General features: G+C 56.0%; 20 protein-coding genes. 11 read left to right on the top strand and 9 right to left on the bottom strand.

Going from position 1 to position 26,317, the window contains the following annotated elements:
- Positions 1–5: 5 nt before the first annotated feature.
- The 6 genes from D1823_RS13780 to D1823_RS13755 form a co-directional block, all read right to left on the bottom strand.
- On the bottom strand, positions 6–833 hold the full coding sequence (locus D1823_RS13780) for an alpha/beta hydrolase (protein WP_117870934.1): 828 nt from the start codon (positions 831–833) through the stop codon (positions 6–8).
- A gap of 3 nt (positions 834–836) precedes the next feature.
- Positions 837–1,721 carry a tryptophan 2,3-dioxygenase gene (locus tag D1823_RS13775; protein WP_117870932.1) on the bottom strand — a complete coding sequence of 295 codons (885 nt, stop codon included), beginning with the start codon at positions 1,719–1,721 and terminating at the stop codon, positions 837–839.
- Between the two features lie 64 nt (positions 1,722–1,785).
- Positions 1,786–2,814 carry an L-threonine 3-dehydrogenase gene (gene tdh / locus D1823_RS13770; protein ID WP_117872898.1) on the bottom strand — a complete coding sequence of 343 codons (1,029 nt, stop codon included), beginning with the start codon at positions 2,812–2,814 and terminating at the stop codon, positions 1,786–1,788.
- Positions 2,815–2,833: 19 nt separating this feature from the next.
- Entirely contained in the window at positions 2,834–3,784 is a 951-nt protein-coding gene (locus D1823_RS13765) for a PLP-dependent cysteine synthase family protein (RefSeq protein WP_117870929.1), read from the bottom strand.
- A complete protein-coding gene (locus D1823_RS13760; protein ID WP_117870927.1) occupies positions 3,781–4,968 on the bottom strand; it encodes a glycine C-acetyltransferase in 1,188 nt (395 codons plus the stop codon). The genes D1823_RS13765 and D1823_RS13760 overlap by 4 nt, the downstream gene beginning before the upstream one ends.
- A 110-nt stretch (positions 4,969–5,078) precedes the next feature.
- Positions 5,079–5,642, bottom strand: coding sequence for a helix-turn-helix domain-containing protein (locus D1823_RS13755; RefSeq protein WP_117872897.1), 564 nt, complete (start codon positions 5,640–5,642; stop codon positions 5,079–5,081).
- 116 nt (positions 5,643–5,758) lie between these two features.
- Between D1823_RS13755 and D1823_RS13750 the strand changes: the two genes are divergently transcribed.
- Positions 5,759–6,934, top strand: coding sequence for an acetyl-CoA C-acyltransferase family protein (locus tag D1823_RS13750; protein WP_117870925.1), 1,176 nt, complete (start codon positions 5,759–5,761; stop codon positions 6,932–6,934).
- 95 nt (positions 6,935–7,029) lie between these two features.
- On the opposite strand, the gene ubiB is transcribed toward D1823_RS13750, so the two are convergent.
- Both ubiB and ubiE read right to left on the bottom strand, forming a co-directional pair.
- Positions 7,030–8,559, bottom strand: a complete 1,530-nt coding sequence (gene ubiB, locus D1823_RS13745) for a 2-polyprenylphenol 6-hydroxylase (protein WP_117870923.1) — start codon at positions 8,557–8,559, stop codon at positions 7,030–7,032.
- Entirely contained in the window at positions 8,560–9,312 is a 753-nt protein-coding gene (gene ubiE / locus D1823_RS13740) for a bifunctional demethylmenaquinone methyltransferase/2-methoxy-6-polyprenyl-1,4-benzoquinol methylase UbiE (protein ID WP_117870921.1), read from the bottom strand.
- A gap of 86 nt (positions 9,313–9,398) precedes the next feature.
- On the opposite strand from ubiE, the gene mutM reads away from it, so the two are divergent.
- From mutM to recF, 6 genes are all read left to right on the top strand, one after another.
- Positions 9,399–10,250, top strand: a complete 852-nt coding sequence (mutM, locus tag D1823_RS13735; protein ID WP_117870919.1) for a bifunctional DNA-formamidopyrimidine glycosylase/DNA-(apurinic or apyrimidinic site) lyase — start codon at positions 9,399–9,401, stop codon at positions 10,248–10,250.
- A gap of 66 nt (positions 10,251–10,316) precedes the next feature.
- The gene (locus D1823_RS13730) at positions 10,317–11,093 is read left to right on the top strand and encodes an enoyl-CoA hydratase (RefSeq protein WP_117870917.1); all 777 of its coding nucleotides are present in this window, start codon (positions 10,317–10,319) and stop codon (positions 11,091–11,093) included.
- 223 nt (positions 11,094–11,316) lie between these two features.
- A complete protein-coding gene (rpsT, locus tag D1823_RS13725) occupies positions 11,317–11,580 on the top strand; it encodes a 30S ribosomal protein S20 (RefSeq protein WP_117870915.1) in 264 nt (87 codons plus the stop codon).
- A gap of 555 nt (positions 11,581–12,135) precedes the next feature.
- Positions 12,136–13,530 carry a chromosomal replication initiator protein DnaA gene (dnaA, locus tag D1823_RS13720; RefSeq protein ID WP_117870913.1) on the top strand — a complete coding sequence of 465 codons (1,395 nt, stop codon included), beginning with the start codon at positions 12,136–12,138 and terminating at the stop codon, positions 13,528–13,530.
- A 226-nt stretch (positions 13,531–13,756) separates the two neighbouring features.
- On the top strand, positions 13,757–14,878 hold the full coding sequence (dnaN, locus tag D1823_RS13715; protein ID WP_117870911.1) for a DNA polymerase III subunit beta: 1,122 nt from the start codon (positions 13,757–13,759) through the stop codon (positions 14,876–14,878).
- Between the two features lie 59 nt (positions 14,879–14,937).
- Positions 14,938–16,035, top strand: coding sequence for a DNA replication/repair protein RecF (recF, locus tag D1823_RS13710; protein ID WP_117870909.1), 1,098 nt, complete (start codon positions 14,938–14,940; stop codon positions 16,033–16,035).
- On the opposite strand, the gene D1823_RS13705 is transcribed toward recF, so the two are convergent.
- Positions 16,032–16,598, bottom strand: a complete 567-nt coding sequence (locus tag D1823_RS13705) for a carboxymuconolactone decarboxylase family protein (RefSeq protein WP_117870907.1) — start codon at positions 16,596–16,598, stop codon at positions 16,032–16,034. The two genes, recF and D1823_RS13705, sit on opposite strands and share 4 nt — an antisense overlap.
- 100 nt (positions 16,599–16,698) lie before the next feature.
- Here D1823_RS13705 and D1823_RS13700 point away from each other — a divergent pair, with 100 nt between their 5' ends.
- The 4 genes from D1823_RS13700 (at position 16,699) to D1823_RS13685 (ending at position 26,154) form a co-directional block, all read left to right on the top strand.
- Entirely contained in the window at positions 16,699–17,271 is a 573-nt protein-coding gene (locus D1823_RS13700) for a TetR/AcrR family transcriptional regulator (protein ID WP_117872896.1), read from the top strand.
- A gap of 114 nt (positions 17,272–17,385) precedes the next feature.
- On the top strand, positions 17,386–19,803 hold the full coding sequence (gene gyrB / locus D1823_RS13695; protein WP_117870905.1) for a DNA topoisomerase (ATP-hydrolyzing) subunit B: 2,418 nt from the start codon (positions 17,386–17,388) through the stop codon (positions 19,801–19,803).
- Between the two features lie 574 nt (positions 19,804–20,377).
- A complete protein-coding gene (locus D1823_RS13690; RefSeq protein WP_117870903.1) occupies positions 20,378–22,354 on the top strand; it encodes a P-loop NTPase fold protein in 1,977 nt (658 codons plus the stop codon).
- Complete coding sequence (locus tag D1823_RS13685; protein ID WP_117870901.1) at positions 22,354–26,154, top strand: SIR2 family protein; 3,801 nt, start codon at positions 22,354–22,356, stop codon at positions 26,152–26,154. The genes D1823_RS13690 and D1823_RS13685 overlap by 1 nt, the downstream gene beginning before the upstream one ends.
- The last annotated feature ends 163 nt before the right edge of the window (positions 26,155–26,317 follow it).

Raw genomic sequence — 26,317 nt, 5'->3', positions numbered from 1 at the left:
ATCAGTTATTTCGTGTCGGGTAAGAATGTACCGGAATGCATGATGATATCGAAGTGATGCATTCCCTGTTCCAGGGAAAAGCTGACCGAGTGCCCGGCCTTGCGCAGTCGTTCCGCATAGTCGCGGCTTTGACGAATGAATTCGCTCGTGTCCCGTTCCCCCACTGACACATGATAGCGGGGGCCTGGTGGGGGCAGGTTGCGGATCGGAGACAGATCGTTCACCTCGACCGGGGTCAGATGCAGCGGGTCATTCACAGACGTCATACTGATGGGTTCCAGATCGTAAACGCCGCTGATCAGAAGCACGTCACGCACGCGCAGCCCGGCGCGGGCCAATGCGCCGGCCGAGGTTGCCATGACCATGCTTGCCAGATGGGCACCGGCACTGTGCCCTGACAAGGTGATCCGTGTCGGATCGAATCCCAATGCCTCGGCCTTTGATGCAAGCCACAGAAGCGCGTCGCGGCATTCGTTGACCATTTGATCCAGCCGCGCATCCGGGGCGAGCGTGTAATTCAAGGTTGCGAAAGATTGTTCAGCTTCGATCAGCGCAGGGGCCATCATGGCTGATTCGCGTTGGCTGAGGTCCTGCCAATAGCCTCCGTGAATAAAGACATGCAACGCTGCGCCAGCCCCTTGCGCGGGAAAGAAATCCAGCACATGGGTCTGGCGGTCGCCATAAGTCAGGTTTTCTTGAACGGGGAGCTTGGTACGGGCCTGCGCACTGAGCGCTTGATAACTGGCAAGATAGGGGGCCAGGTCACCACCGATCATCGAACTGGGAGAGTACTCCCGCTCCAATTCGGCTTGTGAAAATCCACGATACAGCATGCCTCAGTCCTGTCCGCTGTACATCAGTTCCGTCCGCACATCGTAGAGGTCATGGAAGAACCGCAACTCAAGCGCTTTTCGCAAGAAAGCCACGCCGCTGGAACCTCCGGTACCGGGTTGCATTCCGATCACACGTTCAACTGCGGTGGCGTGGTCAAAGCGCCAGCGTTGAAACAGGCTTTCCACGTCCATGAGTTTTTCGGCCAGCGCATACAGATCCCAATACTTGTCCGTGTTGCGGAACACTTCGACCCAGATTCGAACCACTCGCGAATCGCCGGAATATGGTTCGGAGTAGTCCCGCTCGACCAAATCACTTGGAACGTCGAACCCCTGTCGGGCCAGCATGTGCAACACTTCGTCATACAGGGACGGTTTGGTCAGGGCGGCGTTCAGCATCTCCATCACCTCAGGGTCATGCTCGTGCACTTTCAGGGTCGAGGCATCCTTGTTGCCCAGAATGAACTCGATCTGCCTGTACCCATAGCTTTGAAACCCGGAAGAATTGCCGAGGGCCTGCCGAAACGTCATATAGTCGGCCGGCGTCATGGTCAGCAGGGTTTCCCAGGCCGCAATCAATTGCCGTTGAATGGCCTTGATGCGATCGAGGTTCTTCATGGCGGGTCCGAATTCATCTTCTTGCAGGAACCGGCGGACCTCGACCAGTTGGTGATGCATCAGTTTCAGCCACAGCTCACTAACCTGATGAATGATGATGAACAGCATCTCGTCAGGTTGTGCGGGGTCCTGAAAGGTCTTTTGCAGGTTCAGCAGCGTCTTCAGTTGCAGGAAGTCCCCATAGTTTTTGCGGTGCGTTTCAGCGAAATCAGTGACCAGGGTGTCTTCTACCCCCCGCTGCAACAGACGATCGTCTTTGTCCTCGCCCATCTCATGCCTCCCTTGTGCAAGTTCTGCACCTGTCTAGGGGCTGAGGTTGCAACTTTCCAGCGCGTTAGGTCCAGTCCAGAACAACCTTGCCGGACAGGCCTGATTTCATCGCGGAAAACCCTTTGGCGAATTCATCAACCGCAAAGCGGTGCGTGATCACGCGGGACACATCCAAACCGTTTTGCAGCATGGCGATCATCTTGTACCACGTCTCGAACATCTCACGCCCATAGACGCCCTTGATCGTGATTGCCTTGAATACGATGCGCGACCAGTCGACCGGAGATTTGCCCGGTGGAATCCCCAGCAGTGCGATTTTTCCACCCATCACCAACGCTTCGACCATCTGGTCCAGGGCGGCTTGCGAGCCGGACATTTCAAGCCCGACATCGAACCCCTCTTTCATCCCAAGCTTGGCTATGACGTCCTGCAAATCCTCGGTGGATACATCGACGGTACGCACCGAAGGAACCACATGTTCCGCCAGTTTCAATCGGTCAGCGTTGATGTCGGTGATGACCACGTTGCGCGCACCCGCGTGACGAGCAACGGCAGCGGCCATGATGCCGATCGGGCCTGCACCCGTGATCAGAACATCCTCGCCCAGCAAATCAAAGCTGAGGGCGGTATGCACCGCGTTGCCCAAGGGATCGAGGATGGCTCCGATCTCATCCGGTATGTCGTCGGGCAAGGGAACCACGTTGAAAGCAGGCAGTTTCAGATACTCGGCAAATGCGCCCTGTTCGTTCACTCCAATGCCCCGCGTGCCCGGATCCAAGTGAAACTTTCCCGCGCGGCTCTGGCGGCTGTCGGTGGTGATCAGATGGCCTTCGCCCGAGCACCGCTGGCCGATTTCAAGCCCTGTCACGTTGCGCCCGATCTCTACGATCTCTCCGGCAAACTCATGGCCAGTGATCATCGGAACTGGCACGGTGTGAGAGGCCCATTCGTCCCAGTTCCAGATATGGATGTCGGTGCCGCAGATGCCCGTCTTGTGGATACGGATCAGCACCTCATCCGGGCCGATTGCGGGGATCGGGGCCTGCACCATCCACAGCCCCTCTTCGGGTTTGGACTTTTCCAGTGCTTTCATTGTGTTGGGTCGCATGCACTTACTCCCACAAATCGGTCGACAGGTATTTCAAGCCGCTGTCACACGTGACGATTGCGACACAGCCGCCTTCCTCGGGACCGCGAAGCAGTTCAATTGCCGCAGCAAGGTTCGCGCCTGCCGAGTAGCCGGCGAATATCCCCTCGGTGCGGGCCAGAAGCCGGGCACAATCCCGCGCGGCCTTTCCCGAAACAGCAAGGTGTCCGGCCAATTGGGTGGCCTTCAGATGCACCAGATCACCCATGGCGTAACCACCGCCCTGAATGGGGTGATCCAGGTTCGAAACTGGTTCACCGGCCAATGCGCGTGCTCCTTCGGGTTCTATGGCATAACACCGTACGCCGTGCCGGTTCAGATACTCTGCCGCGCCAGCCAGTGTTCCACCGGATCCTGCAAAGTCGCAGAATGCCGTGACGGTGCCTTCGGATTGCGCCCATATCTCTGGTCCGGTCCCGGTTTCGTGGGCCTTGGGATTTCCCGAATGACCAAATTGATCCGCACGAAATGCGTCACGTTCAGCTGTGATGCGTTTTGCCTCGACATCGACCAGTTCAAGATCGGCGCCCGAGACTTCGCCGGGTTTGCTGCCCGGGGCCTGGGGCACGATGACAACTTCGGCCCCCAGGGCCCGCATCATACGTGCGCGTTCGACCGAGTTTCCGGCGCTCATGACCGCCACGAAAGGATGGCCCAGAATACCGCAAACAATGGCCAGCCCGGTGCCCATATTGCCCGAGGTCAGCTCGACCACCGTTTGCCCCGGTGACAAAGTACCGTCTGCGCGCGCCGTTTGGATGATGGATTTTGCCGCACGGTCCTTTTTCGAAAATCCCGGCAGCAAGTAGTCAAGCTTGGCGATGATACGCCCGTTCAGCTTTTGCTGGGCACACACGCGCGACAGTTCAACCATGGGGGTGTCGTCGATCACATCAATGACCGATGGAAGGATCATTCGATGACCCCCAGTTCTTTGCCGACCTTGCCAAATGCGGACAGGGCGCGGTCCAGTTCATCCTTGGTCAGAGCCGCATTCATCTGCGTTCTGATCCGCGCTTGCCCGCGTGGGACGACCGGGAAGAAGAAACCCGAAACATAGACGCCTTCGTCGAACAGCCGTGAGGCCATGTCTTGAGCCAGCGTCGCCTCACCCAGCATCACCGGGATGATCGGGTGTTCCCCGGGCAGCAGGTCAAAACCAAGCTTTTCCAAGCCAGCGCGCCAGTACTTGGCGTTGCCGAACAGTTGCGCGCGCAGCATGTCGCCTTCTTCGACCAGACGGATCGCCTCCAATCCGGCAGCGACGATGGAGGGCGGCAGCGAGTTTGAGAACAGATAGGGCCGCGCCCGCTGCCGCAGCAGGTCGATCACTGGCTGCGGCCCGGCGATATAGCCGCCGATTGCCCCCCCCAGCGCCTTGCCCAAGGTTCCCGTCAGAATATCCACATCGACGCCGAAATGATCCGGTGTGCCGGCCCCGTTCGGCCCCATGAAACCGGTCGCATGGCAATCGTCCACCATGACAATCGCATCGTATTTATCGGCCAGTTCCCGGATTTTCGGCAGGTTGGCCAGATAGCCGTCCATCGAGAACACGCCATCGGTGGCGATCATGATATGCCGCGCCCCGTCCTCACGCGCCTGTTTCAGCCAGGCTTCGAGGTCATTCATGTCGTTGTTCAGATAGCGATAGCGTTTGGCCTTGCACAGCCGCACACCGTCGATGATCGAGGCGTGGTTCAGGCTGTCCGAAATGATGGCGTCTTCCGGTCCCAGAAGGGGTTCAAACAACCCGCCATTGGCGTCGAAACAGGCGGCAAAAAGGATGGAGTCGTCCTTGTTCAGGAAATTGGCAAGACGTTGTTCCAGTTCGCGGTGAATGTCTTGCGTACCACAGATGAACCGAACCGACGCCATGCCGAATCCCTTGGGGCCCATCGCTTGTGTCGCGGCCTCGATCAGCGCGGGATGATCCGCCAGACCCAGATAGTTGTTGGCACAGAGGTTGATCACCCGCTTGCCGCCGACAGTAATCTCACCGCCCTGAGGCGAGGTGATCATTCGTTCGCGTTTGTAAAGACCCTCAGATTCGATCTGCGCGAGTGTGTCCGTGATATGGGACAGGAATGCATCTGCCATTGCGACCTCCGTTCATCTGAGTCGCACATCTAACATAGCGGATGAAATTCCCAAATAGGGGAAATTCAATATGAAGGAAAAATATCCGTGAAGGCGGAATTATGCGGATGTCAGGCGTTCTTTACGATCAGGAATACCCGGGCCGGTCCTATGGCACAGATGGAATGCGCAATGTCGGCGGCATATCGGGCCGTGTCCCCCTGGTTCAACTCGGTCACTGCATTGCCTGAAGTAACTTTGACCGCGCCTTCCAGCACGGTGAGCTGTTCACGGGCACCGCGGGCGTGGGGTTGGCTGTTCAGGGCCCCGTCCTCGTCGAATTCGATATCATAGACTTCATGACCTCCGGCCTCTTCTGGCGGTGACAGGATGCGAATTCGGCAGTTCTGCCCCATATTGTCGATGCTGGGCACTTCGGGGTTTCTGAGCACCTCGATCTGGTCAGTGGCCTTTGTGCCCTCCAAGAGACCGGCGAAATCCACCTGCAACGCTCGCGTCAGGTTCCACAAGGTCGAGATCGTAGGGCTGCTTTCTCCGCGTTCGATCTGACTGACCATAGACCGGGACACGCCGCTGAGATTGGCGACCGCTTCCAGGGAAAGGCCCTTGGCCCGTCGCGCCTCTTTCAAGCGGGCGGGCAGGAGGTTCAGGATATCGTCTGTGTCTTCCGTCATGACGGAATCCATGCGTGCTGCGCAATGCAATGTCAATTGTCGCCGTGACGGGACGTCTGGGGCGACAGTACCATTCTGCGCATGCATAATGCAGCGAAATTCAGGAGGAGTAGCTCATGAGCGATATCGTTATTCTCGACGGTGCCCGCACCGCAATTGGCACCTTTGGTGGTGCGCTGGCTTCAACCGCGCCGATAGATCTGGCCACTGTCGCGACCGAAGCGGCGCTTGAGCGCTCGGGGGTTGAGGGGGCGCAAATCGGGCATGTGGTGTTCGGTCACGTGATCAATACGGAACCGCGTGACATGTATCTGTCGCGCGTCGCCTCGATGCAGGCGGGCATTCCCAACGGCACACCGGCCATGAACGTGAACCGCCTGTGCGGATCCGGCGCGCAGGCGATTGTGTCAGCCGTGCAGTCACTGATGCTGGGCGATGCTGACTTCGCGGTAGCGGGCGGAGCAGAGAGCATGTCACGAAGCCCCTATATCGTTCCGCAGGCGCGCTGGGGCGCGAAGATGGGCGACGTTACCTCGCTGGACATGATGCTGGGCGCGCTGAACTGCCCCTTTGGCACCGGACATATGGGGGTGACGGCCGAAAACGTGGCGGATGAGCATCAGATCAGCCGCGAACAGATGGATGCGTTCGCCATGGCCAGCCAGACACGAGCGGCTGCGGCGATCGAGGCTGGATACTTCGAAAGTCAGATCACACCGATACAGGTCAAGGTCAAACGGGACATTGTCGACTTTAAAGTCGACGAGCATCCAAAGGCGACGACCGCTGAAGCGCTGGCGGGGCTGCGCCCGGTGTTCAAAAAGGATGGGCGTGTGACGGCCGGCAATGCCTCTGGCATCAATGACGGTGCGGCGGCGATGGTGCTGGCGACAGCGGATGCGGCCGAAAAGGCTGGGTTGAAACCGAAGGCGCGTGTCATTGGGTATGCGCATGCAGGAGTGCGGCCGGAAGTCATGGGCATTGGCCCTGTTCCGGCAGTGCAAAACCTGTTGAAGAAGACGGGCTTGTCAGCAGAAGACTTCGACGTGATTGAAAGCAATGAAGCCTTCGCCGCGCAGGCTCTGGCCGTGAATCAGGAACTTGGATTGGACGCGAACAAGGTGAACCCCAACGGCGGTGCGATTGCGTTGGGTCATCCGGTGGGTGCCACGGGTGCGATCATCACGCTAAAAGCGCTGTATGAGTTGGAACGTACCGGAGGGTCCAAAGGGCTGGTCACGATGTGCATCGGGGGCGGTCAGGGGATTGCCATCGCCATCGAACGGCTTTGATCCGCAAGTGGCCCGGGGGGCTGTCTGCCCCCCATCGCGCAAGGCGCGATTCCCCCCGAGGATATTTTTGGCCAGATGAAGCAGGCGGGTTGGTTTTAGTTGAGCGCGCTGATCAGCAATACCAGCGCTGCACCTGCCGCGGCTCCGATCGTGGCAGGCAAAACAATGGACCACAGGGTGGGCGTCTGCGGTTCGTCTTTCTGGGTTTGCGCGATCAGTGCGTTTTCGACCAGGGCCGGCAGACGCGGGCCGAAGCGGGCCAGAACCATCGCGGTTTTTCCCAAATCCCGCAGGGCCGCCCGGGGGCCGATGGATTGTTTGATGTAGTCTTCGACTACGGGGCGCGCAACTTCCCAGATGTTCATATGAGGATCGAGTGAGCGCGCGACGCCTTCGACGACAACCATGGTGCGTTGAAGCAGAATCAACTCGGTTCGTGTTTCCATCCCGAACCGTTCGGTTACTTCGAACAGATAGCTCAGCAACCGCCCCATGGAAATATGTGTGGCATCCATGCCGAAGATCGGCTCGCCCACGGCCCGCAGAGCGCGGGCGAACTCGTCCACGTCCTGATTGGCGGGAACATAGCCGGCTTCGAAATGCACCTCGGCTACGCGTTTGTAGTCACGGCGGATGAAGCCAAACAGGATTTCGGCATAGACCCGGCGTGTGTATTCATCGATATGACCCATGATGCCGTAATCATAGGCTATGATATCTCCGTTCGCGGCCACCTTCAGGTTGCCCTGGTGCATGTCGGCGTGAAAAAAGCCGTCGCGCAGAGCATGGAGAAGGAACAGGCGCAGGACACGCTCGGCCAGATCGTTGCGGTTATGACCTGCGGCATCCAGAGCATCATTGTCACCGAGCGCGACCCCGTCCGCCCAGCTGAGCGTCATGACGCGGCGCGCGGACAGCGACCACACAACGGGCGGCAGCCAGAAGCCGGCGTCGTCCTTGGTGTTGGCGGCATATTCCGAGGCGGCGGCGCTTTCCAGGCGCAGGTCCAGTTCGCCGCGCACCACGCCGTCGAAATGCTCGATCACTTCCATCGGGCGCAGACGGCGTGCGCCAGGCGCAAACAAATCGACGATGCGGGCAGCGAAATAGAACGCATCCACATCCTTGCGGAAGGCGCGTTCGATATTGGGACGCAGGACCTTGACCGCCACGTCTTCTCCGGTGCTGGTCAGCTTGGCCTTGTGGACCTGAGCGATCGAGGCGGCAGCGATGGGTTCGCTGAAATCGCTGAACATCTCTGAGATCGGTTGGCCCAGCTCTTTCTCGACCTCGGCCATGGCCTCGGCTTTGGAGAAAGGGGGCAGCTTGTCTTGCAGGACGCGCAGTTGCTCGGCCAGCTCATTTCCAACGACGTCGGGGCGGGTCGAAAGCACTTGCCCGAATTTAATATAGGCAGGACCCAGCGCGGTCAGTGCGCGCGTGGCGGGCGGCATGTCGGGGTCGCCTTTATAACCAAGCCACTGAAAGGGTTTGCCTAAAGTGTGAGCCAGAATGCGAACTGCACGCGGCGCTTCGAACGCATCCAGCACCACATTCATGGCACCCGTGCGCTCTAACGTGGCGCCTGTACGGATCAGGCGAATGATATTGTGGGGGCCGCGCATCTAGATTTTCCAGCCGGAGTGCAGCGCGGCGATACCCATGCTCAGGTTGCGGTATTTGGCGTTCTCGAAGCCTGCAGTGCGAACCATGTTCAGGAACGTCTCCTGATCGGGAAAATTTCGGATCGATTCGACCAGATACTGATAGCTGTCATAGTCATTGGCGATCAGTTTCCCCATGCGCGGGATGACGTTGAAGCTGTAGAGGTCATAGAGTTTCTGCAGCCCGTCATTGGGCAGCTGGCTGAATTCCAGAACCATCAGGCGGCCACCGGGTTTCAGCACACGGTAAGCCTCGTTCAGGGCTTCTTGCGGGCGGGTGACGTTCCGAATGCCGAACGAGATCGTGTAGACGTCAAAGGTGTTGTCCTCGAAGGGCAGGGCCATGGCGTCGCCCACGACCCAGTTCAGGCTGTCCGACATCTGATCAGCCTCGGCGCGCTGTCGGCCTTCAATGAGCATCGGCTCGGTCAGGTCCAGCACGGTGGCGTGGCCATGACCCGCGCGCTTGAGGAACCGGAATGAGATGTCTCCGGTGCCGCCCGCCACATCCAGCAGGCGTTGACCGGGGCGCGGGGCCAGCCAATCCATCATCGCGTCTTTCCAGACCCGGTGGATGCCCATCGACATGACATCGTTCATCACGTCATATTTCGAGGCAACTGAGTTGAACACGCCCTGAACGCGCCCGGCCTTTTCGGCCTCGGGGACGGTTTCGAAACCGAAATGAGTGGTCTTGTCGCTGTTGTCGGACATTTGCCTTGCCGTTTGTCGAATTTCGCCTCTGTTATAGGGCCAAGAGAGGCGGGCACAATGCGGCCCTTTGAATTAGGAGCCCTGTAATGCCCGAATTACCTGAGGTCGAGACAGTAAGACGCGGCCTGAGTCCTGCGATGGAAGGGGTCGTGATCGAACGGGCTGATGTGAATCGCCCCGATCTGCGCTGGCCGTTCCCCGAACGTATGGCCGAACGGTTGACTGCGCAGCGGGTGGAGCGGCTGCGGCGGCGGTCGAAATACATCCTGGCGGATCTCAGCAGCGGTGAAACGTTGCTGATCCACCTAGGTATGTCGGGGCGGATGACGGTTTCGGGCGACCCGGTGGGGCAGTTCGTCCATGACCATCCCGCCGTGCAAAAACATGACCATGTGGTCTTTCATATGGCCAATGGCGCGCGCATCACCTTCAACGATCCGCGCCGGTTTGGCGCGATGGACCTGTTGCAAACCGCCAACGCCGAAGATCACAAGCTGCTATCGGTTCTGGGGCCTGAACCCTTGGGCAACGATTTTCACGACCAACACCTGATCGATGCGTTCAAAGGCAAGAACACTCCTGTCAAATCCGCCCTGCTGGATCAGGGAATCGTTGCCGGTCTGGGCAATATCTATGTTTGTGAAGCTCTTTATCGCGGCCGAGTGTCGCCACGTCGCAAAGCCGGACAGATTTCTGCATCCCGCGTGGCGGCGCTTGTTCCGATCATCCGGCAGGTGTTGCAGGATGCCATAGAAGCCGGTGGGTCCTCGCTGCGGGATTTCCGCCAAGCCGATGGAGAACTTGGATATTTTCAGCACAAGTTTGATGTCTATGGCCGCGAGGGCGAGGCCTGCCGGACCGAAGGGTGCGGAGCGCCGATCAAGAGAATCACCCAGTCCGGTCGCTCATCCTTCTATTGTGCGCAATGCCAAAGATAGCTTGATCCAAGTTTTTCGCGTGGTAAGGAATCGTACCTGAACGGAACAACCGGAAGCTTTCTCCTCATGGCTTTTGAGACGATCATCGTCGAAATCGAAGACCACGTCGCACTTATAAAACTCAACCGACCGGATGCGCTGAACGCGTTGAACACCCAGTTGCTGGGTGAGCTCTGCACCGCGCTGGAAGATGCGGACAGCAATGACAAAGTGCGCTGCATCGTTATCACCGGCTCGGACAAGGCCTTTGCCGCCGGCGCGGACATCAAGGAGATGTCCGAGATGAGTTTTGTCGACGTCTACAACATCAACCTTTTTGCCGACGCAAATGATCGTGTGACCGCGATTCGCAAGCCGATCATTGCGGCCGTCGCAGGCTATGCGCTGGGCGGCGGATGTGAACTTGCCATGCTGTGCGATTTCATCATCGCGGCGGACACCGCGAAGTTTGGCCAGCCCGAGATCAATCTGGGCGTCATTGCCGGCCTGGGTGGAAGTCAGCGTCTGACGCGGTTTGTGGGTAAATCCAAATCGATGGACATGAACCTGACGGGGCGTTTCATGGATGCGGACGAAGCTGAACGCGCAGGTCTCGTGAGCAGGGTAGTGCCGGCCAAGAAGCTCATCGAAGAAGCTGTGAGCGCAGCGCAGAAAATTGCCGAGAAGTCTCAGCTGACCGCGATGGCCGCGAAAGAAGCGGTGAACCGCAGCTACGAGCTTCCGCTGAGCGAAGGTATGCTGTTCGAGCGTCGTGTCTTCCATTCGATGTTCGCAACCGAAGATCAGAAAGAGGGTATGGCCGCGTTCCTCGAAAAGCGCACGGCGCAATTCCGCGACAAGTAACGCGCTGGACCTCTATGGCGGGTGGGCTTGAGCCCGCCCCTTTTATCCGGCCATGGTGTGAAGAATCAACTTGGCAATCCCCCCAAACTTGGGTAAAGAACGCCGTTATACATGCGCGTGCGGCCCGCTTGGCCCGACTCACACTCGTGATTTCTGATCCGGTGCGGATATGTCCGTGGCGCGCAACCCTAGATAACCGTACCGAACAAAAGGTCAGAGACACATGGCTAATTCGCCTCAGGCAAAGAAACGCGCCCGTCAGAACGAAAAGCGTTTCGCAATCAACAAAGCACGTCGTTCGCGCATCCGCACCTATCTGCGGAGAGTCGAAGAAGCGATCGCATCCGGCGACAAGGACGCGGCGACCGCGGCCCTGCGTGCGGCTCAGCCCGAGCTGATGCGTGGCGTCACCAAAGGTGTCTTCCACAAAAACACTGCGGCCCGCAAAATGTCGCGTCTGTCCTCGCGAGTCAAAGCGCTGGGTTAAGCTTTCGTGTGACCCCGCGTCATGTCAGAAAAGCTGAACTATTCTGAAAGGCGTCGCACATTGCGACGCCTTTTTTCGTGTTGCCAGAAAACCGCGCCTTCACGAAACCGAGAGATTCTTTCGGCCAAAGACCCGAGTCAATATCAGAGTTTCGTTGCCGCGCCCCGCTTCGAATTGCTACCACTGATGTCAGCGATTCACTCGCTTGGGGGGACAGGCTGTTTACCCGATTGAACTGACGGGCATCAGAACGATCTGGGGACAATTGTCGACGACTGGCGCAAGCCAGGCTGCCGATCTGCCGTGGTTTCCGGGTTATACCCGGTGATCTCGGCCCTGTCTAAAAATTGAGATTGCGACGTGCAACCCGATTTTCGGGACGCTCTATTATTCTTGAGCGCCAGATATGGGGTTTACCGAGCACTCCGGGACAGTCCCGTCAAACCAATTGGTTTGACGACAGGATTCCTATTGCGTGTGAATACAATACCGGGAAACCGGCTTCGTCTGAATAAGGCTGACAGGCCAATAAGAATGGGATGCGTGAGGCGCTTAATGACACAAGAGAAATGGGGACTACTGCGTAACAAATTGCTGAAGGCCATCGGTCGGAACAACTATACGACCTGGATCGAGCCTTTGGAATTTAAAGAGCTTCAGGATGGCGTGGCGGTTTTCTCCGTGCCGACCAATTTTATGGGCAATTACGTCAGCCAGAATTTTGCGGACCTCATTCTTTACGAACTGAATACCGCAGGTGAAACTGTGCGGCGTCTGGATTTCCGCGTGGCAGCAAACTCGCCGATGCGCCCGAAGCCTGCAGCCAATGCAGCCAATGCAGCACCTGAGGCACAGCCTGCACCTGTCACCGCGCCGAACCAGGACACAGCGCAGGACGCCTTGGAATCGCTACAGGCCGCACCGCTGGATTCTCGTTTTACCTTTGACAGTTTTGTAGTCGGCAAGCCCAATGAACTGGCCCATGCAGCCGCGCGTCGGGTATCCGAGGGCGGGCCGGTGACCTTCAATCCGCTGGTTTTGTACGGCGGTGTGGGTCTGGGTAAGACCCACCTGATGCACGCCATTGCATGGGAGTTGAAAACCAAACACCCGGAACTGAACGTTCTTTACCTGTCGGCGGAACAGTTCATGTACCGGTTCGTGCAGGCCCTGCGCGAGCGTCGGATGATGGACTTCAAACACCTGTTCCGTTCGGTTGACGTATTGATGGTTGACGACGTGCAGTTCATCGCTGGCAAGGATTCCACTCAGGAAGAGTTTTTCCATACATTCAACGCGCTGGTAGATCAGAACAAGCAGATCATCATCTCGGCCGATCGCGCCCCGGGTGAGATCAAGGATCTGGAAGATCGGGTAAAATCCCGTCTGCAATGTGGTCTGGTGGTCGACCTGCACCCGACCGATTATGAACTGCGTCTGGGCATTCTGCAAAACAAGGTGCAGCAATACAGCTCATCCTATCCTGACCTGGCTATTGCCGACGGTGTTCTGGAGTTCCTGGCCCATCGTATCTCGACCAATGTGCGTGTGCTCGAAGGCGCGTTGACCCGTCTGTTCGCTTTCGCGTCACTGGTTGGCCGCGAGATCGACATGGAACTGACCCAGGATTGTCTGGCGGATGTATTGCGTGCCTCCGAGCGCAAGATCACCGTCGAAGAGATTCAGCGGAAGGTGTCTGAATACTACAACATTCGCCTCTCCGACATCATCGGCCCAAAGCGCCTGCGTTCTTACGCGCGTCCGCGTCAGGTGGCTATGTATCTGTGCAAACAGTTGACCAGCCGGTCCCTGCCCGAGATTGGCCGCCGTTTTGGCGGGCGCGATCACACGACGGTCATGCACGGCGTCAAGCGCATTGAAGAGCTGAAGCTGACCGATGGTCAGATCGCTGAAGATGTGGAAATGCTGCGCCGGTCGCTAGAAGCCTGATCCGCGCCTGCAATGCAAGAAACCGCCCCGGATCCTCGGGCCCGGGGCGGTTTCTTGTGCGCATTAATCCACGGTTGGATCAGAACTGATGCCTGTCGGGCACGCTGCCCTTGACGCTTGGGACATTCCGACCCAGAAATCCGTAAAAAATCCTTGTGCCTCAGGGTGGAACCGCTAACGTGCCAGTCCCGCCCATGTCGGTACGCAAGTCAGAGGAACTGAGGGTATGAAGATCAGCATCGAACGCGGCACCCTTCTTAAGGCCGTTTCACAGGCCCAATCCGTTGTGGAACGTCGCAATACCATTCCCATACTTGCCAATGTGCTGATCGAAGCTGAAGGCGATCAGGCGCTGTTTCGGGCGACCGATCTGGATATCGAAGTGGTCGACAAGGCCCCGGCACAGGTCGAAAAGGCAGGAGCCACGACAGTTGCGGCAACGACCCTGCATGAGATCGTGCGCAAACTGCCCGACGGTGCGTTGGTCACACTGACCGCGGACAGTGCAGCAGGACGTCTGACGGTTGAGGCCGGGCGGTCGAATTTCTCGCTGGCGACACTGCCGAAAGAGGATTTTCCGGTCATGGCGTCCTCGGAGTATCAATCGAATTTCACCGCATCTGCGGCCCTGCTGCGTCGGTTGTTCGACAAGTCGAAATTCGCAATTTCAACAGAAGAGACACGGTATTATCTGAACGGTGTCTACATGCACGTGTCCGACGGATCCGAAGGTGGTAAAGTGCTGCGCTGCGTGGCTACCGATGGTCACCGTCTCGCTCGGATCGATGCCGATCTGCCTGACGGTGCGACGGATATGCCAGGCGTTATTGTTCCCAGAAAAACCGTGGGCGAGCTTCGCAAGCTGCTGGATGACGATGAAATGGATATCGCCGTTTCGGTCAGTGAAACCAAGGTGCGCTTCGCCACGCCGGATATCACGCTGACCTCGAAGGTCATCGACGGCACCTTCCCCGACTATACGCGCGTTATTCCACAAGGGAACACCCGCAAGCTGGAAGTGGATGCTGCTGAATTTGCGCAGGCCGTGGACCGGGTGGCGACGGTGTCTTCCGAACGCTCGCGCGCGGTAAAGCTACAATTGGATGGCGACAGACTGGTTCTGTCGGTGAACGCACCGGATAGTGGCGCGGCCGAGGAAGAACTGGCCGTCGCGTACGGTGACGAAAGGTTGGAGATTGGGTTCAACGCAAAATACCTGCTGGAGATTGCGTCTCAGGTGGATCGAGAGAATGCGGTGTTCATGTTCAATTCAGCTGGCGATCCGACCCTGATGCGCGAAGGTAATGATCAGAGCGCAGTTTATGTTGTCATGCCGATGCGCGTCTGATCACGCGGACACGCGACGCCTCCGGTGGAGGTATTCTTGAACAGAAGAAGGGAGGGGTCATGGCACTGGCCCTGACCGAGCTTACGGTCTCGCATTTTCGGTCTCACAAGCTGGTGCGGTTGTCTCTGGACGGGCGGCCAGTGGCCATTCACGGACCGAACGGGGCGGGCAAGACCAATATTCTGGAAGCGGTATCCTTGTTTTCGCCCGGTCGAGGAATGCGGAGGGCGAGTGCAGCCGAGATGACGCGACGGCCCGAGGTGCTGGGCTGGAAACTGTCCGGGCTGTTGCAGTCGCAGGGGCAGAAATTCGAAATCGAAACCTGGTCTGAGGGCGGTGCAGCACGGCAGGTAAGGATTGATGGAAAGACCGCCTCCCAGATTGATCTGGGCAAACTTGCGCGGGTGGTTTGGCTGGTCCCATCCATGGACCGACTTTGGATTGAAGGGGCAGAAGGCCGGCGCCGGTTTCTTGATCGCATTGCGCTCAGCTTTGATCCGTCTCACGCAGAGGCCGCGCTGACCTACGAAAAAGCGATGCGCGAACGTAACCGTTTGCTGAAAGAGCAGGTGCGTGACGCGCATTGGTATGCCGCGCTTGAGGGCCAGTTGGCCGTGATGGGGCATCGCATCCACGCAGCGCGATTGGCTGCGTTGAGCCATCTGCGGGTGGCGCAGGATCAGGCGGAAACGGCTTTCCCGTCTGCCGAGTTGGAATTGGTGCAGACCGACGGCGCGATGCCCGAAACGGTTGAGGATTTGCGCGAGGCTTTGAATGAAAGCCGGTTCAGAGATTTGGCAGCGGGCCGGACTTTGGTCGGGCCGCATCGGTCGGATCTCTACGGCGTTTTTGCTGCCAAGGGCGTTCCGGCCAAGGATTGCTCGACCGGTGAGCAGAAGGCACTGTTGGTTTCTCTGATCCTGTCGAACGCACGTGCATTGGCCGAAATGGTGGGCGCACCACCGATTGTCTTGCTGGATGAGGTGGCCGCCCATCTGGATGCGGATCGGCGTTCAGCCCTGTATGACGAGATATGTGCGCTGGGCGCTCAGGCCTGGATGACGGGCACCGGGCCTGAACTGTTTGTGGAGTTGGGTGACCGGGCCCAGTCGCTGATCGTTACCGAAGGCGATGAGGGCTCGGTGGTCGCGACTTAGGCCGGTTCGTTGACTTTACGCTCCCACAGGAAGCCGCGCATGACTTCATCGACTGGCGTTTTGGCCATGTGGTTGACGTAGTTCGACATGGTTTTCTGCGCCAGACCCAGCACCACGTCCAGAACCGCGCGGTGCGAGTAGCCGGCATCAAAGAACGCCTGAAGCTGTTCCTCGGTCGGGTTGCCGCGGGTTTCCATCACATGCAGGGTGAAGGTGCGCAGTGCTTCGAGCTTGGCGGAAGGCAGTGAAGTTTCATTGCGCAGTGCCTCGGAGATTTCGTCTGATACCTTCATCATCTTTGCGATGCCGGTGTGCGCGGGCACGCAATAATGGCATTCGTTCGCCACGTTGATCGTCTGCCAGACAACGGTCTTTTCATCGTTGTCGAAATCGGTCTGCAAGAACAGGCTGTGCAGAACTTGATAGCCTTCAAGGTGCTGGGGGCTTTCTGCCATCACCTTATGCAGGCCCGGCAAACGGCCAAAGGCGGCCTGAGACTTTTCCAGCAGAGGTTTGGATGCTTCGGGTGCGGATTCGAGGTCATGAGACGGGAAATTGGCCATGTCGGAACTCCTGTTTCTGGCGCGATGGGTGGTATTTAGGGTTTCTTGAGTGATCACTCAAGTATATATTTGAGCGAACGTTCAAGAATTGGTGATGCCGATGCCCCGCAAACCCGCATATGACCGTGACGCGTTGATCGCGAAGGCCCGTGACATCTTCTGGCGCCAGGGCTGGGCTGGAACGTCGCTGAAGGACCTGGAACGGGAATTGAAGCTGAAACCCGGAAGCTTTTACGCGGCATTCGGGTCGAAGGATGCGCTCTATGCGTTGACGCTGCAAAGCTACACGCAAGAAGGTGTGGCGCGCCTGAAAGCCCTTGCCGAAAGATTGGGGCCGAAGGCAGCGCTTAAGGCGCAACCACGTTTGGTCATCGAAGCGGTCGAGAATCCAGCAAAGGCCTGCATGTTGGCAAAGACATATGCCGAGTTGCAGGCGAAGGATCATGCGCTTGCGGATCAGGCCGCGCGTCACATGGCGGAAATGAAAGCGTGTTTCGCCGACCTTTTCCGCAGCGCCCAGACTGCCGGTGAAATCCGGCCCCAACATGACCCGGATCGGCTGGCGGCGCGGTATCAGTCGGATATTCTGGGGCTTCGATTGTCGGCTGAACGCAAGGATGTCGATGCGCTGGAAATCGCGGCGGATATCGCTTCTGACATCGACCAGTTATGAGGTGGATTCGGATGCGCAGAAAACGACCCCAGCATACACAAAATATTGGGGGATCGCGTGACAATCCCCACCAGAAAACGTATAAGGTACCAAAATAATATAGGTACTGACTGAATGTCCGAAGACGCACAGGCTCCCCAAGAATACGGCGCAGATTCCATCAAAGTTCTCAAGGGTTTGGAGGCCGTTCGCAAACGCCCCGGCATGTATATCGGGGACACGGATGATGGCTCGGGTTTGCACCACATGGTGTATGAGGTTGTCGACAACGGGATTGACGAAGCCCTGGCGGGTCACGCCGACCATGTGACAGTGAAAATTCACGCGGATTCCAGCGTTTCGGTCAGTGACAACGGACGTGGGATTCCCGTGGATATTCACCCGGAAGAGGGCGTGTCGGCAGCCGAGGTTATCATGACCCAGCTGCATGCGGGCGGTAAGTTCGACAGCAATTCCTACAAAGTGTCTGGCGGTTTGCACGGTGTGGGTGTTTCGGTGGTAAACGCGCTGTCAGATTGGCTGGAGCTGCGCATCTGGCGCGCGGGCAAAGAGCACGTGGCACGCTTTGAGGGTGGAGAAACAGTAGAGCACCTGAAGGTCGTCGGTGAGTGTGGCGATCGCACAGGGACCGAAGTTCGGTTTCTGGCGTCAACCAACACGTTTTCGAACCTCGAATACTCGTTCGAAACTCTGGAAAAGCGTCTGCGCGAACTCGCCTTCCTGAATTCGGGCGTGCGTATCATCCTGATCGATGAACGCCCGGCAGAACGGCTTGAAACCGAGTTGTTCTATGAAGGCGGCGTAAAGGAATTCGTCAAGTATCTCGACCGGTCCAAAACTCCCGCCATGCCCGAGCCGATCTATATCAAGGGTGAGCGCGACGATATCGGCGTCGAGATCGCAATGTGGTGGAATGACAGCTACCACGAGACGGTGTTGCCCTTTACCAACAACATCCCGCAGCGAGACGGTGGTGCCCACGTGGCTGGGTTCCGCGGCGCGCTGACCCGGACGATCAACAACTACGCGCAGTCCAGCGGGATTGCGAAGAGGGAAAAGGTCAGCTTTACGGGTGACGACGCGCGCGAAGGTCTGACCTGCGTGCTGTCGGTGAAAGTGCCGGACCCGAAATTCTCATCGCAGACCAAGGACAAGCTGGTTTCGTCCGAAGTCCGTCCGGCGGTCGAAGGTCTGATGAATGAAAAACTGGCCGAGTGGTTCGAAGAGAACCCCACAGAAGCCAAGAGCATCGTTGGCAAGATCATCGAGGCCGCGTTGGCCCGTGAGGCTGCGCGCAAGGCGCGCGAACTCACCCGGCGCAAGACCGCGATGGATGTGAACTATCTGGCTGGCAAGTTGAAAGACTGCTCCGAGAAGGACCCATCCAAGACCGAAGTCTTCCTGGTCGAGGGGGACTCGGCCGGCGGGTCTGCCCAAACCGGCCGGGACAGGCTGACCCAGGCGGTTCTGCCGCTGCGCGGGAAAATATTGAACGTCGAGCGCGCAAGGTTTGACCGGATGCTGTCGTCGCAGGAAATCGGCAACCTCGTCATGGCGCTGGGCACTGGTATTGGCCGCGATGAATTCAACATCGAAAAGCTGCGCTACCACAAGATCGTCATCATGACCGATGCGGATGTGGACGGCGCACATATCCGGACATTGCTGCTGACTTTCTTCTACCGTCAGATGCCGGAACTGATCGAGGGTGGATACCTCTACATCGCTCAGCCGCCACTCTATAAGGTCTCCCGTGGCAAGTCAGAGGTGTACCTGAAAGACCAGGCCGCTCTGGATGACTACTTGATCAATCAGGGCGTCGAGGGTGCGGTTCTGAAGCTCGGCTCGGGCGAAGAAATCATCGGACAGGACCTGACCCGCGTTGTCGACGAGGCGCGTCAGCTGAAACGTGTCCTCGATGCGTTTCCGACGCATTACCCGCGACACATTCTGGAACAGGCCGCCGTCGCAGGGGCCTTTGTGCCCGGCGCCGTTGATGCCGACCTTCAAGGCGTGGCTGACAAAGTCGCCGCTCGGCTGGACCTGATCGCTTTGGAATACGAACGCGGTTGGCAGGGTCGGATCACACAGGATCACGGCATCCGACTGGCCCGTATTCTACGCGGTGTCGAAGAGGTTCGCACGCTGGACGGCCCGATGCTGCGTTCGGGCGAGGCGCGCAAGACCGGGAGTTTTACGCAGAGCCTGCAAGAAATCTATAATTCCCCGGCCACCTTGGTTCGTCGTGATCGCAGCCAGATGATCCACGGCCCACTGGACTTGTTGCGCGCCATTCTGGAAGAGGGTGAAAAAGGCTTGTCCCTGCAGCGCTATAAAGGCCTGGGTGAAATGAACCCTGATCAGTTGTGGGAAACCACACTGGATCCGGATGCGCGCACGCTGCTGCAAGTGCGCGTGGATGACATGGTTGAAGCCGATGATCTGTTCACAAAACTGATGGGTGACGTCGTGGAACCTCGTCGAGAGTTCATCCAGAAAAACGCTTTGAGTGTAGAAAATTTGGATTTCTGATCAGGTTGTAGGTTTGCGCATAACACTTCGCGCACCCCATAAGTTTGCGTAGATTGCCCATAGTTTTGCGCGGCACGATTGTCTGCCTTAGCGATGAATTCAATCAGTTTTTGGCTTAGTCGTTGCGGTTATGGCCCGTTGCGTTGCTCAATCCCGCAAAGGGCCTCCCTATGGAATCTTGGGTTGCATGCGGCCCTTTTTGCTTGGCCTTCTCGCCAAGGCCTGCGATGCGCACAAAGCTGACTTTGCAAAGTCTCCGTTCAAAGTTTCGCCTGCGTAACCTGACCGGCCCGGAGCCGCCGTACGTGCAGGCGTACCAAGCTACCGCGCTGCTTCAGGAAAGCAGTCATTGAAGTATCTGCTCTAGCTACCTACTGGTTTGCGCAAAATAACTGCAAACTTGGCAACGATTTGCCGGGGGGTTCTTGCCACAGCTAGCACCTTGATTCATTGCTGAGCACAGCGTGCAGGTCAAAAACGATAGTTTGGGGTTACGTCTGGTGAACAAGGATCGACGTGACCATCTGCACCTGCCATAAACTGTTCATTCAATTTAGTGGCGAGTATTTTGCGAATGGGCATTGATAGGGCCGAGGTTAAGAAATTTCTTAGAAATTGGGCAAACACTGAATCGAAACCCCACTTTGCGGTTTTGGTCGAAGGGCGTTGGGGCTGCGGGAAAACTCATTTTGTATTGCAGTTGTTAGAAGATGAGTCGTTCACAGACCGCAAACCGATCTACCTTTCGGTGTTTGGTATCCCCGACGTCCAGTCATTGGAGACCAACCTCTTTTATGCAAGTGCCGGTTCTCTTACGAAAACACTGCACAAGGGGGCGGGCCTTGCTGGATCTATCTTCAGCGGTGCACTTACACTTGGTTCAGGAGGTATTTTTGGAGGTACAGCAAACCTGAACAAAATCGTTGATGCGGTGACTTCGCAACTGGAACAATCATCGACGAACATGGACGGAGCACTTTTGGTTCTCGATGATTTAGAGCGCTGCCAAATCCCCATGTCGGAACTATTGGGCGTTGTGAATCGATTCGTAGAGCATGGTGATACTCGTGTAATTCTTTTAGCGAATACAGACGGTTTGAAAGATAATCACTTTATTGCATTTAGAGAAAAGATCGTCGGGCATTCATTTTTTTTGGAAAGTGACCCCGACAGCGCATTAGCGTCGTTCGTCGGGGAAATCGGACAGACCGACGTTCGTGGGCTCCTTGAATATTATGAACAGGACATCCGCGAACTCTACAACAAGTCTGGTTTCCACAATCTTCGAGCTTTGCGTCAGTTCGTTTGGCAGTTGGCTACTGTACTTGAGCGTATGAACGAAGACTATCGTGAGAACGACGAGTTAGTTCGGAATCTTATCGTTCAATTCTTTATCTTCTTCATAGAGTTCAAACTCGATCTCGCTGAGGAATCAGCGTCTCTAACACCCTTGGATTTGTTGGGGCAATATGACGAGGGCAAAGATGAAGTTCGCCATGTCTATGAGTTCTCATTTGATAAAGACAAGGAGCCAACCCCCAAAAAACGTATCTTCAACAAATACGAGCAGCACAACGGAATAAGAACCGTCATCACTGTTCAGCAGTGGATTGCGATTCTTACCTCTGGGGTCGTAGATGCGGCTAGATTGAATGCAGAACTAGCCCAAGCGGATGAAGTTGCTGGTGTTGGTTCCTGGCCGTCTTGGAAGAGGCTTTGGCACTTCTATGAATGGGACTTCTCTGATGGTTCAGAGCCAGGTTTCTGGTCTGATGTCGAAGATATGCAATCTAATTTGGGATGCGGTAGCTATGTTGAAGTCGGTGAGTTCCTTCACGTAGTCGGCGTTTCTCTAATGCTGGCAGAACATCAACTAGTTGACCAAACCGTACCCAAAACGGTCAAAACAATGAAATCTTACATCGATGGGCAGTTCATCCCCGCTTTAACGTACGAGCGTTGTCGAGGCGTCGTTGAAAGGTTTGGTTACCAATTGGAATCGTATGATGGGCTTGGTTTCATCGGGCGTGAAGGTGCTGAATTCAAGGAGGTCCTTAATTATCTGGTCGAAAAGGTCGAAGAATGGCATCAAGCTTGGTTAAGGGATGATGCAGGTAAGGAGCTTTTGGGTCTTCTGACGGATGACTGGATACAGTTCATTGGAAACCTGAAGGTAACAAATCACCCGTCAGAACAACGTTACTTGGACATTCCTATTCTTGCGACCATCGATGCCGGAGCCTTCGTTGATGCTTGGTTCAAATTGTCACGCCGAGAAGAACGGCTCGTGGTGGGTAGCCTGAAGGACAGATACGAACACCACCCTGCGCTCTTGGACAAAGAGGGACTTTGGTGGCGTAGCGTTCAAGAAGAACTGATGCGACGTGTTGCCAATACAAGGAGCAAACCCAGAAACGTTCAAATCAAGAACCTCGTGAAGCACATTAACTCATCAATCATTGAGAAATGGGAACTTAGGCAGTTTCAGGAGTTCTCAAAAGGTGGCTTGGCTGACGTTGGTTGGATGACCCGAACGCGGATTGGTGACTAATGAGATTTCATGCAAACGGTCCAATTATTCCTGACGTTCTGCTCGAACGCTGTGATGAAGGTAGAGTTGTGTTTCTCTGCGGTGCTGGCGTTTCACTTCCATCCGGAATGCCGAGTTTCATCGGATTGACGCAATATGTCATTGACTACTTTGACCCACCTAAAGATTCAGAAATAATGCGGGCGTTCCAACCTTGGATTGATGATCCAACTGGAATAAACATGCCGCTGGATCAAATTTTCAATCTGCTCCATCTGGAGTACGGACGAGGCGAAGTGAATGCCCTTGTAGCTGAACGCCTTCAAGCTTCATCGGGAAATGATCAAGTCGGCCATCACCACGACGTCATAAAACGTATCTCAACAAGTCCAAACGGTGAACCACAGATCGTCACCACCAATTTCGATCTTTTGTTTGAACTGGGTGGTGATTTTCCGACTTTTGCGGCTCCTGCTTTCCCTGATCTTGCGTTTGGAGGTGCTGTTGAAGGTATAACCTACCTGCACGGGCGGCTTGCAGACAAAGACGCAGATCAACATTCTTACGTCCTGAGCAGTGCGGACTTCGGTCGAGCATATCTTTCAGAAGCATGGGCAACGAATTTCATACGGCACTTACTGGAGCATTACACTGTCGTTCTGGTTGGATACCAGGCTGAAGACCCACCAATCAAATACCTTCTGCAAGGTTTGAACCACGATGGACAGTTTGACCGCACACGCATCTATGCCTTCGACAAGGGTGCGCCTGAGGACATTGAAGCAAAGTGGCGTGACCGCGGTGTAACGGCGATTGCATATCCCGATCACCCTGACCTTTGGCAAACATTGGAGGCTTGGGCAGACCGTGCAGACGATCCCAGAGCTTGGCGTGGGTCGGTCATTTCAATGACAGAACAGGACCCCAAGTCGTTGCAACCGCACCAGCGAGGGCAAGTTGCACATGTTCAGCGATCAGTAGCTGGTGCCAAACTGCTGGCCGACGCTAAACACCCAACGCATCCAGAGTGGGTTTGTGTTTTCAGCGGCTCCATTCGGTCTGCTAAGCGGGCTAGTGGGTATGGTGAAGACGCTGAAGTCTTTGAGCCAAATGTGGCCTACGGCTTGGATGATGATCTTCAGAACCTGTCAGATGAAGACTACCGCCAAGGTATCTTTAACGATGATTTGCTGTCGTGGCGGCATGGCGATGAAAACCCATCTGACGCACATCGACTAGGCGGGAGAGCACCCGATGGTAACACCAACGTCCCACCCCGGTTGTGGCATCTGATAAGGTGGGTTGGAGACAACCTTGCCAGCCCTGTTATCGCTTGGTGGGCCATCAAGCAGAACGGCTTGCATCCACGCCTACTGAACCACATTGAATGGCGTTTTGGTCAGCGTGAGGAACTTCACGACAAGGCTCGGCACATCTGGAGTCTGATCTTAGATCATCACAAGGACCCTCGGAACCGTGAATGGGACGGTGCCTGGTTTGACCTTAAACGGCGGATAACAACTGAAGGTTGGACGCCAAGTGTTTTACGAGAGTTCGGGCGAGTAGCTGCTCCGAAGCTAGATATCATGCCGCCGTACAGCTTAGCAGGCGTCCGTCCTCCATCTGCGGATTGGCCCGAGATCGAACTCGGTCATCTGGGGCAGTTTAACGTGAAGTTTCTCGAACGCCACAACGACGACTTGGACATACCTGACGACGTACTTCCCAAAGTATTTGGTTTGCTCGAAGATGCAATGAAGGCTGCGTCTGGCATGCTAACCGATATCGGTACGATCTATTTCTCTACGCCAACCTGTTACCCTGATCGCGAAATTGATGGAGAGGATCGGCACCCCGATGCCGCTGACGCTTTCAAGCTCTTCATCGAGCTTTTTGAACGACTTTCACAGATTTCACCCCAAGTTGCATTGGGGCATTTCCTAAATTGGCCAATGGAGGACAAGTTCTTCTTCAAGAAACTCGGCCTTTACGCCTTGTCAAAGGATAACCTGTTTGGGCCCGAAGAGGTTGGTCAACGGATACTGGGACTTAGCCAAGATGTATTCTGGGACACCGATGTGTCACGGGAACTTATTTTTCTGTTGGTTGACAGGTGGGCGGATTTCCCCGAACCGCTTCGTCATCGGCTGGGTCAACGGCTACTCGCAGGACCAGATCAGAAAGGCTATTGGTCTGATGACGTGTATCCGAGCATGCGTGACGAATTAGTAGCTAGATATGCGCGATACCTGGAATTGCAGGGATGTGAACTGGTCGGCGATCAAAGTGATCGTCTTTCAGCGCTCATTGCTACCATTGAGAATTGGAGTGACGGTTGGGCTACATCCACCGTCACTGAACGCGGTTCACAAATTGGGTGGGTCGGTACAGATGAAACACCTGATGCTGTTCTTGATCTGGCTGTTGATGAGATCGTGCCAAGGGCTAAAGATGACCTAAACCGTGACTTTGGGAGCTTCACGGAGAAGCGGCCCTTTACTGGACTAGTCAAAGCCAACCCACGCAAAGCGTTATCTGCTCTTTCCGTCGCAGCGAGAAAGAATGACTATCCACAAGCGTTTTGGTCGGCGATGATCAACGAGGTTCCAGATGAAATCTCGCCCAGGCTAAGAAGGGTGTTTCTGCACCGTCTGAGTCGTCTTCCTCAACCAGTGGTAATGGAGTTGAGACATTCCGTTTGTCGGTGGCTAGAACAGAACATCACAAAGCTAATCGAGTTTGATAGCGAACTTGCTTGGGACGTGTTTGATAGTGTTGTGGATGGCGTTTTAAGCGGCGGTGAAGCTGCAACTGAGAGTGGTATCGGTGAAATCAGTCTCGGCGGTGAGGGCATTCAGAAATCGCGCCGCACCTACCAACATGCAATAAATGGACCTCTGGGAATGTGTGCTCAGGCTCTGTTTCGCGCGGTGCCTGGCGAGAAGCAGGAACAAGACTCTCTGATTCCAGACTACATAAAAAACCGTATTGAACGGTTGTTCGCTTCTCCAGGCGAAGGTTCCGACCATGCCGTTTCAATTGCCTTTAGTAAGTTGAACTGGTTGATGTACGTTGATCCTGAGTGGGTGAAAGCCCGACTCATTCCTATGCTAGCGTTTGATCACACCGCTGCTGAACCAGCCTGGAATGGGTTCCTATGCAGCAATCGGATTCCATGGTCGCCGCTGGCTGTTTTGGTTAAGCCACTCCTTCTGGAGGCGGTCCAGTGGGTGGAAAACCAAACATGGGATCGTGACTTGGCGAAAGTTGTTACGCAATGGTTAGGGTTCCTGTATTTGTTCAAACGCAATTCGGAAGATGGCGTCACCAAGCAGCAGATGCGCCAAATTGTACGTGAAATGTCCGACGATACCCGCAACCAGTTCATCTGGTGGTTGGGGGAAGTCGGCCAAAAGAACGATGAGGGCTGGGAAAAGCTAGTAACACCCTTTTTGAATGAAGTTTGGCCGCGAGAACGCATCTACCGCACGGCATCGTCAGTCGAGTCTTGGATTGGTGTGCTTGATGACACAGGAACCAGCTTTCCTGTGGTGTACAGGGCGGTAAAGCGTTTTTTGGTGCCCGTAGAAACTGACCGTCACCCATTCTACCGATTTACCCGCGAAGTTGGTACGGACGAACCAATCACTATTCAGTTCCCCGAGGAAACGCTTGACCTGCTCAATGCAGTGACGCCCCAGATCTTGAGCCGACCGCCCTATGAGTTACCGAAAATTCTTGCGTTAGTTGGTGAAACTTCACCTGAACTTAGAGCGGATCATCGTTATCTCAGACTTATGGACTTGGTTGAAAGGATGTAGTCTAATAGTGATACTGCGGGCATCGTCCTTCAAGATATCACCGGAAGAAACATTCGTTTTCCTGAAACTGTCGGAAATTCGCACCGGTTTTACGTGGGCGATGACCAGGTTCTCAAACACAACATGAGCTGTCAGCCTGCCAGGTAACCTTACCGGTGACTGA

Origin of the sequence: Ruegeria sp. AD91A (assembly GCF_003443535.1) — a bacterium.
Lineage (GTDB): Bacteria > Pseudomonadota > Alphaproteobacteria > Rhodobacterales > Rhodobacteraceae > Ruegeria.
The sequence above is the reverse complement of the archived record's forward strand: the minus strand, read 5'-3'. Positions and strand labels throughout refer to the sequence as shown.

Excerpts from the sequence above, each read along its gene's own strand:
- D1823_RS13780 (WP_117870934.1), bottom strand. The coding sequence starts at position 833 with ATGCTGTATCGTGGATTTTCACAAGCCGAATTGGAGCGGGAGTACTCT.
- D1823_RS13775 (WP_117870932.1), bottom strand. The coding sequence starts at position 1,721 with ATGGGCGAGGACAAAGACGATCGTCTGTTGCAGCGGGGGGTAGAAGAC.
- tdh (WP_117872898.1), bottom strand. The coding sequence starts at position 2,814 with ATGAAAGCACTGGAAAAGTCCAAACCCGAAGAGGGGCTGTGGATGGTG.
- D1823_RS13765 (WP_117870929.1), bottom strand. The coding sequence starts at position 3,784 with ATGATCCTTCCATCGGTCATTGATGTGATCGACGACACCCCCATGGTT.
- D1823_RS13760 (WP_117870927.1), bottom strand. The coding sequence starts at position 4,968 with ATGGCAGATGCATTCCTGTCCCATATCACGGACACACTCGCGCAGATC.
- D1823_RS13755 (WP_117872897.1), bottom strand. The coding sequence starts at position 5,642 with ATGACGGAAGACACAGACGATATCCTGAACCTCCTGCCCGCCCGCTTG.
- D1823_RS13750 (WP_117870925.1), top strand. The coding sequence starts at position 5,759 with ATGAGCGATATCGTTATTCTCGACGGTGCCCGCACCGCAATTGGCACC.
- ubiB (WP_117870923.1), bottom strand. The coding sequence starts at position 8,559 with ATGCGCGGCCCCCACAATATCATTCGCCTGATCCGTACAGGCGCCACG.
- ubiE (WP_117870921.1), bottom strand. The coding sequence starts at position 9,312 with ATGTCCGACAACAGCGACAAGACCACTCATTTCGGTTTCGAAACCGTC.
- mutM (WP_117870919.1), top strand. The coding sequence starts at position 9,399 with ATGCCCGAATTACCTGAGGTCGAGACAGTAAGACGCGGCCTGAGTCCT.
- D1823_RS13730 (WP_117870917.1), top strand. The coding sequence starts at position 10,317 with ATGGCTTTTGAGACGATCATCGTCGAAATCGAAGACCACGTCGCACTT.
- rpsT (WP_117870915.1), top strand. The coding sequence starts at position 11,317 with ATGGCTAATTCGCCTCAGGCAAAGAAACGCGCCCGTCAGAACGAAAAG.
- dnaA (WP_117870913.1), top strand. The coding sequence starts at position 12,136 with ATGACACAAGAGAAATGGGGACTACTGCGTAACAAATTGCTGAAGGCC.
- dnaN (WP_117870911.1), top strand. The coding sequence starts at position 13,757 with ATGAAGATCAGCATCGAACGCGGCACCCTTCTTAAGGCCGTTTCACAG.
- recF (WP_117870909.1), top strand. The coding sequence starts at position 14,938 with ATGGCACTGGCCCTGACCGAGCTTACGGTCTCGCATTTTCGGTCTCAC.
- D1823_RS13705 (WP_117870907.1), bottom strand. The coding sequence starts at position 16,598 with ATGGCCAATTTCCCGTCTCATGACCTCGAATCCGCACCCGAAGCATCC.
- D1823_RS13700 (WP_117872896.1), top strand. The coding sequence starts at position 16,699 with ATGCCCCGCAAACCCGCATATGACCGTGACGCGTTGATCGCGAAGGCC.
- gyrB (WP_117870905.1), top strand. The coding sequence starts at position 17,386 with ATGTCCGAAGACGCACAGGCTCCCCAAGAATACGGCGCAGATTCCATC.
- D1823_RS13690 (WP_117870903.1), top strand. The coding sequence starts at position 20,378 with ATGGGCATTGATAGGGCCGAGGTTAAGAAATTTCTTAGAAATTGGGCA.
- D1823_RS13685 (WP_117870901.1), top strand. The coding sequence starts at position 22,354 with ATGAGATTTCATGCAAACGGTCCAATTATTCCTGACGTTCTGCTCGAA.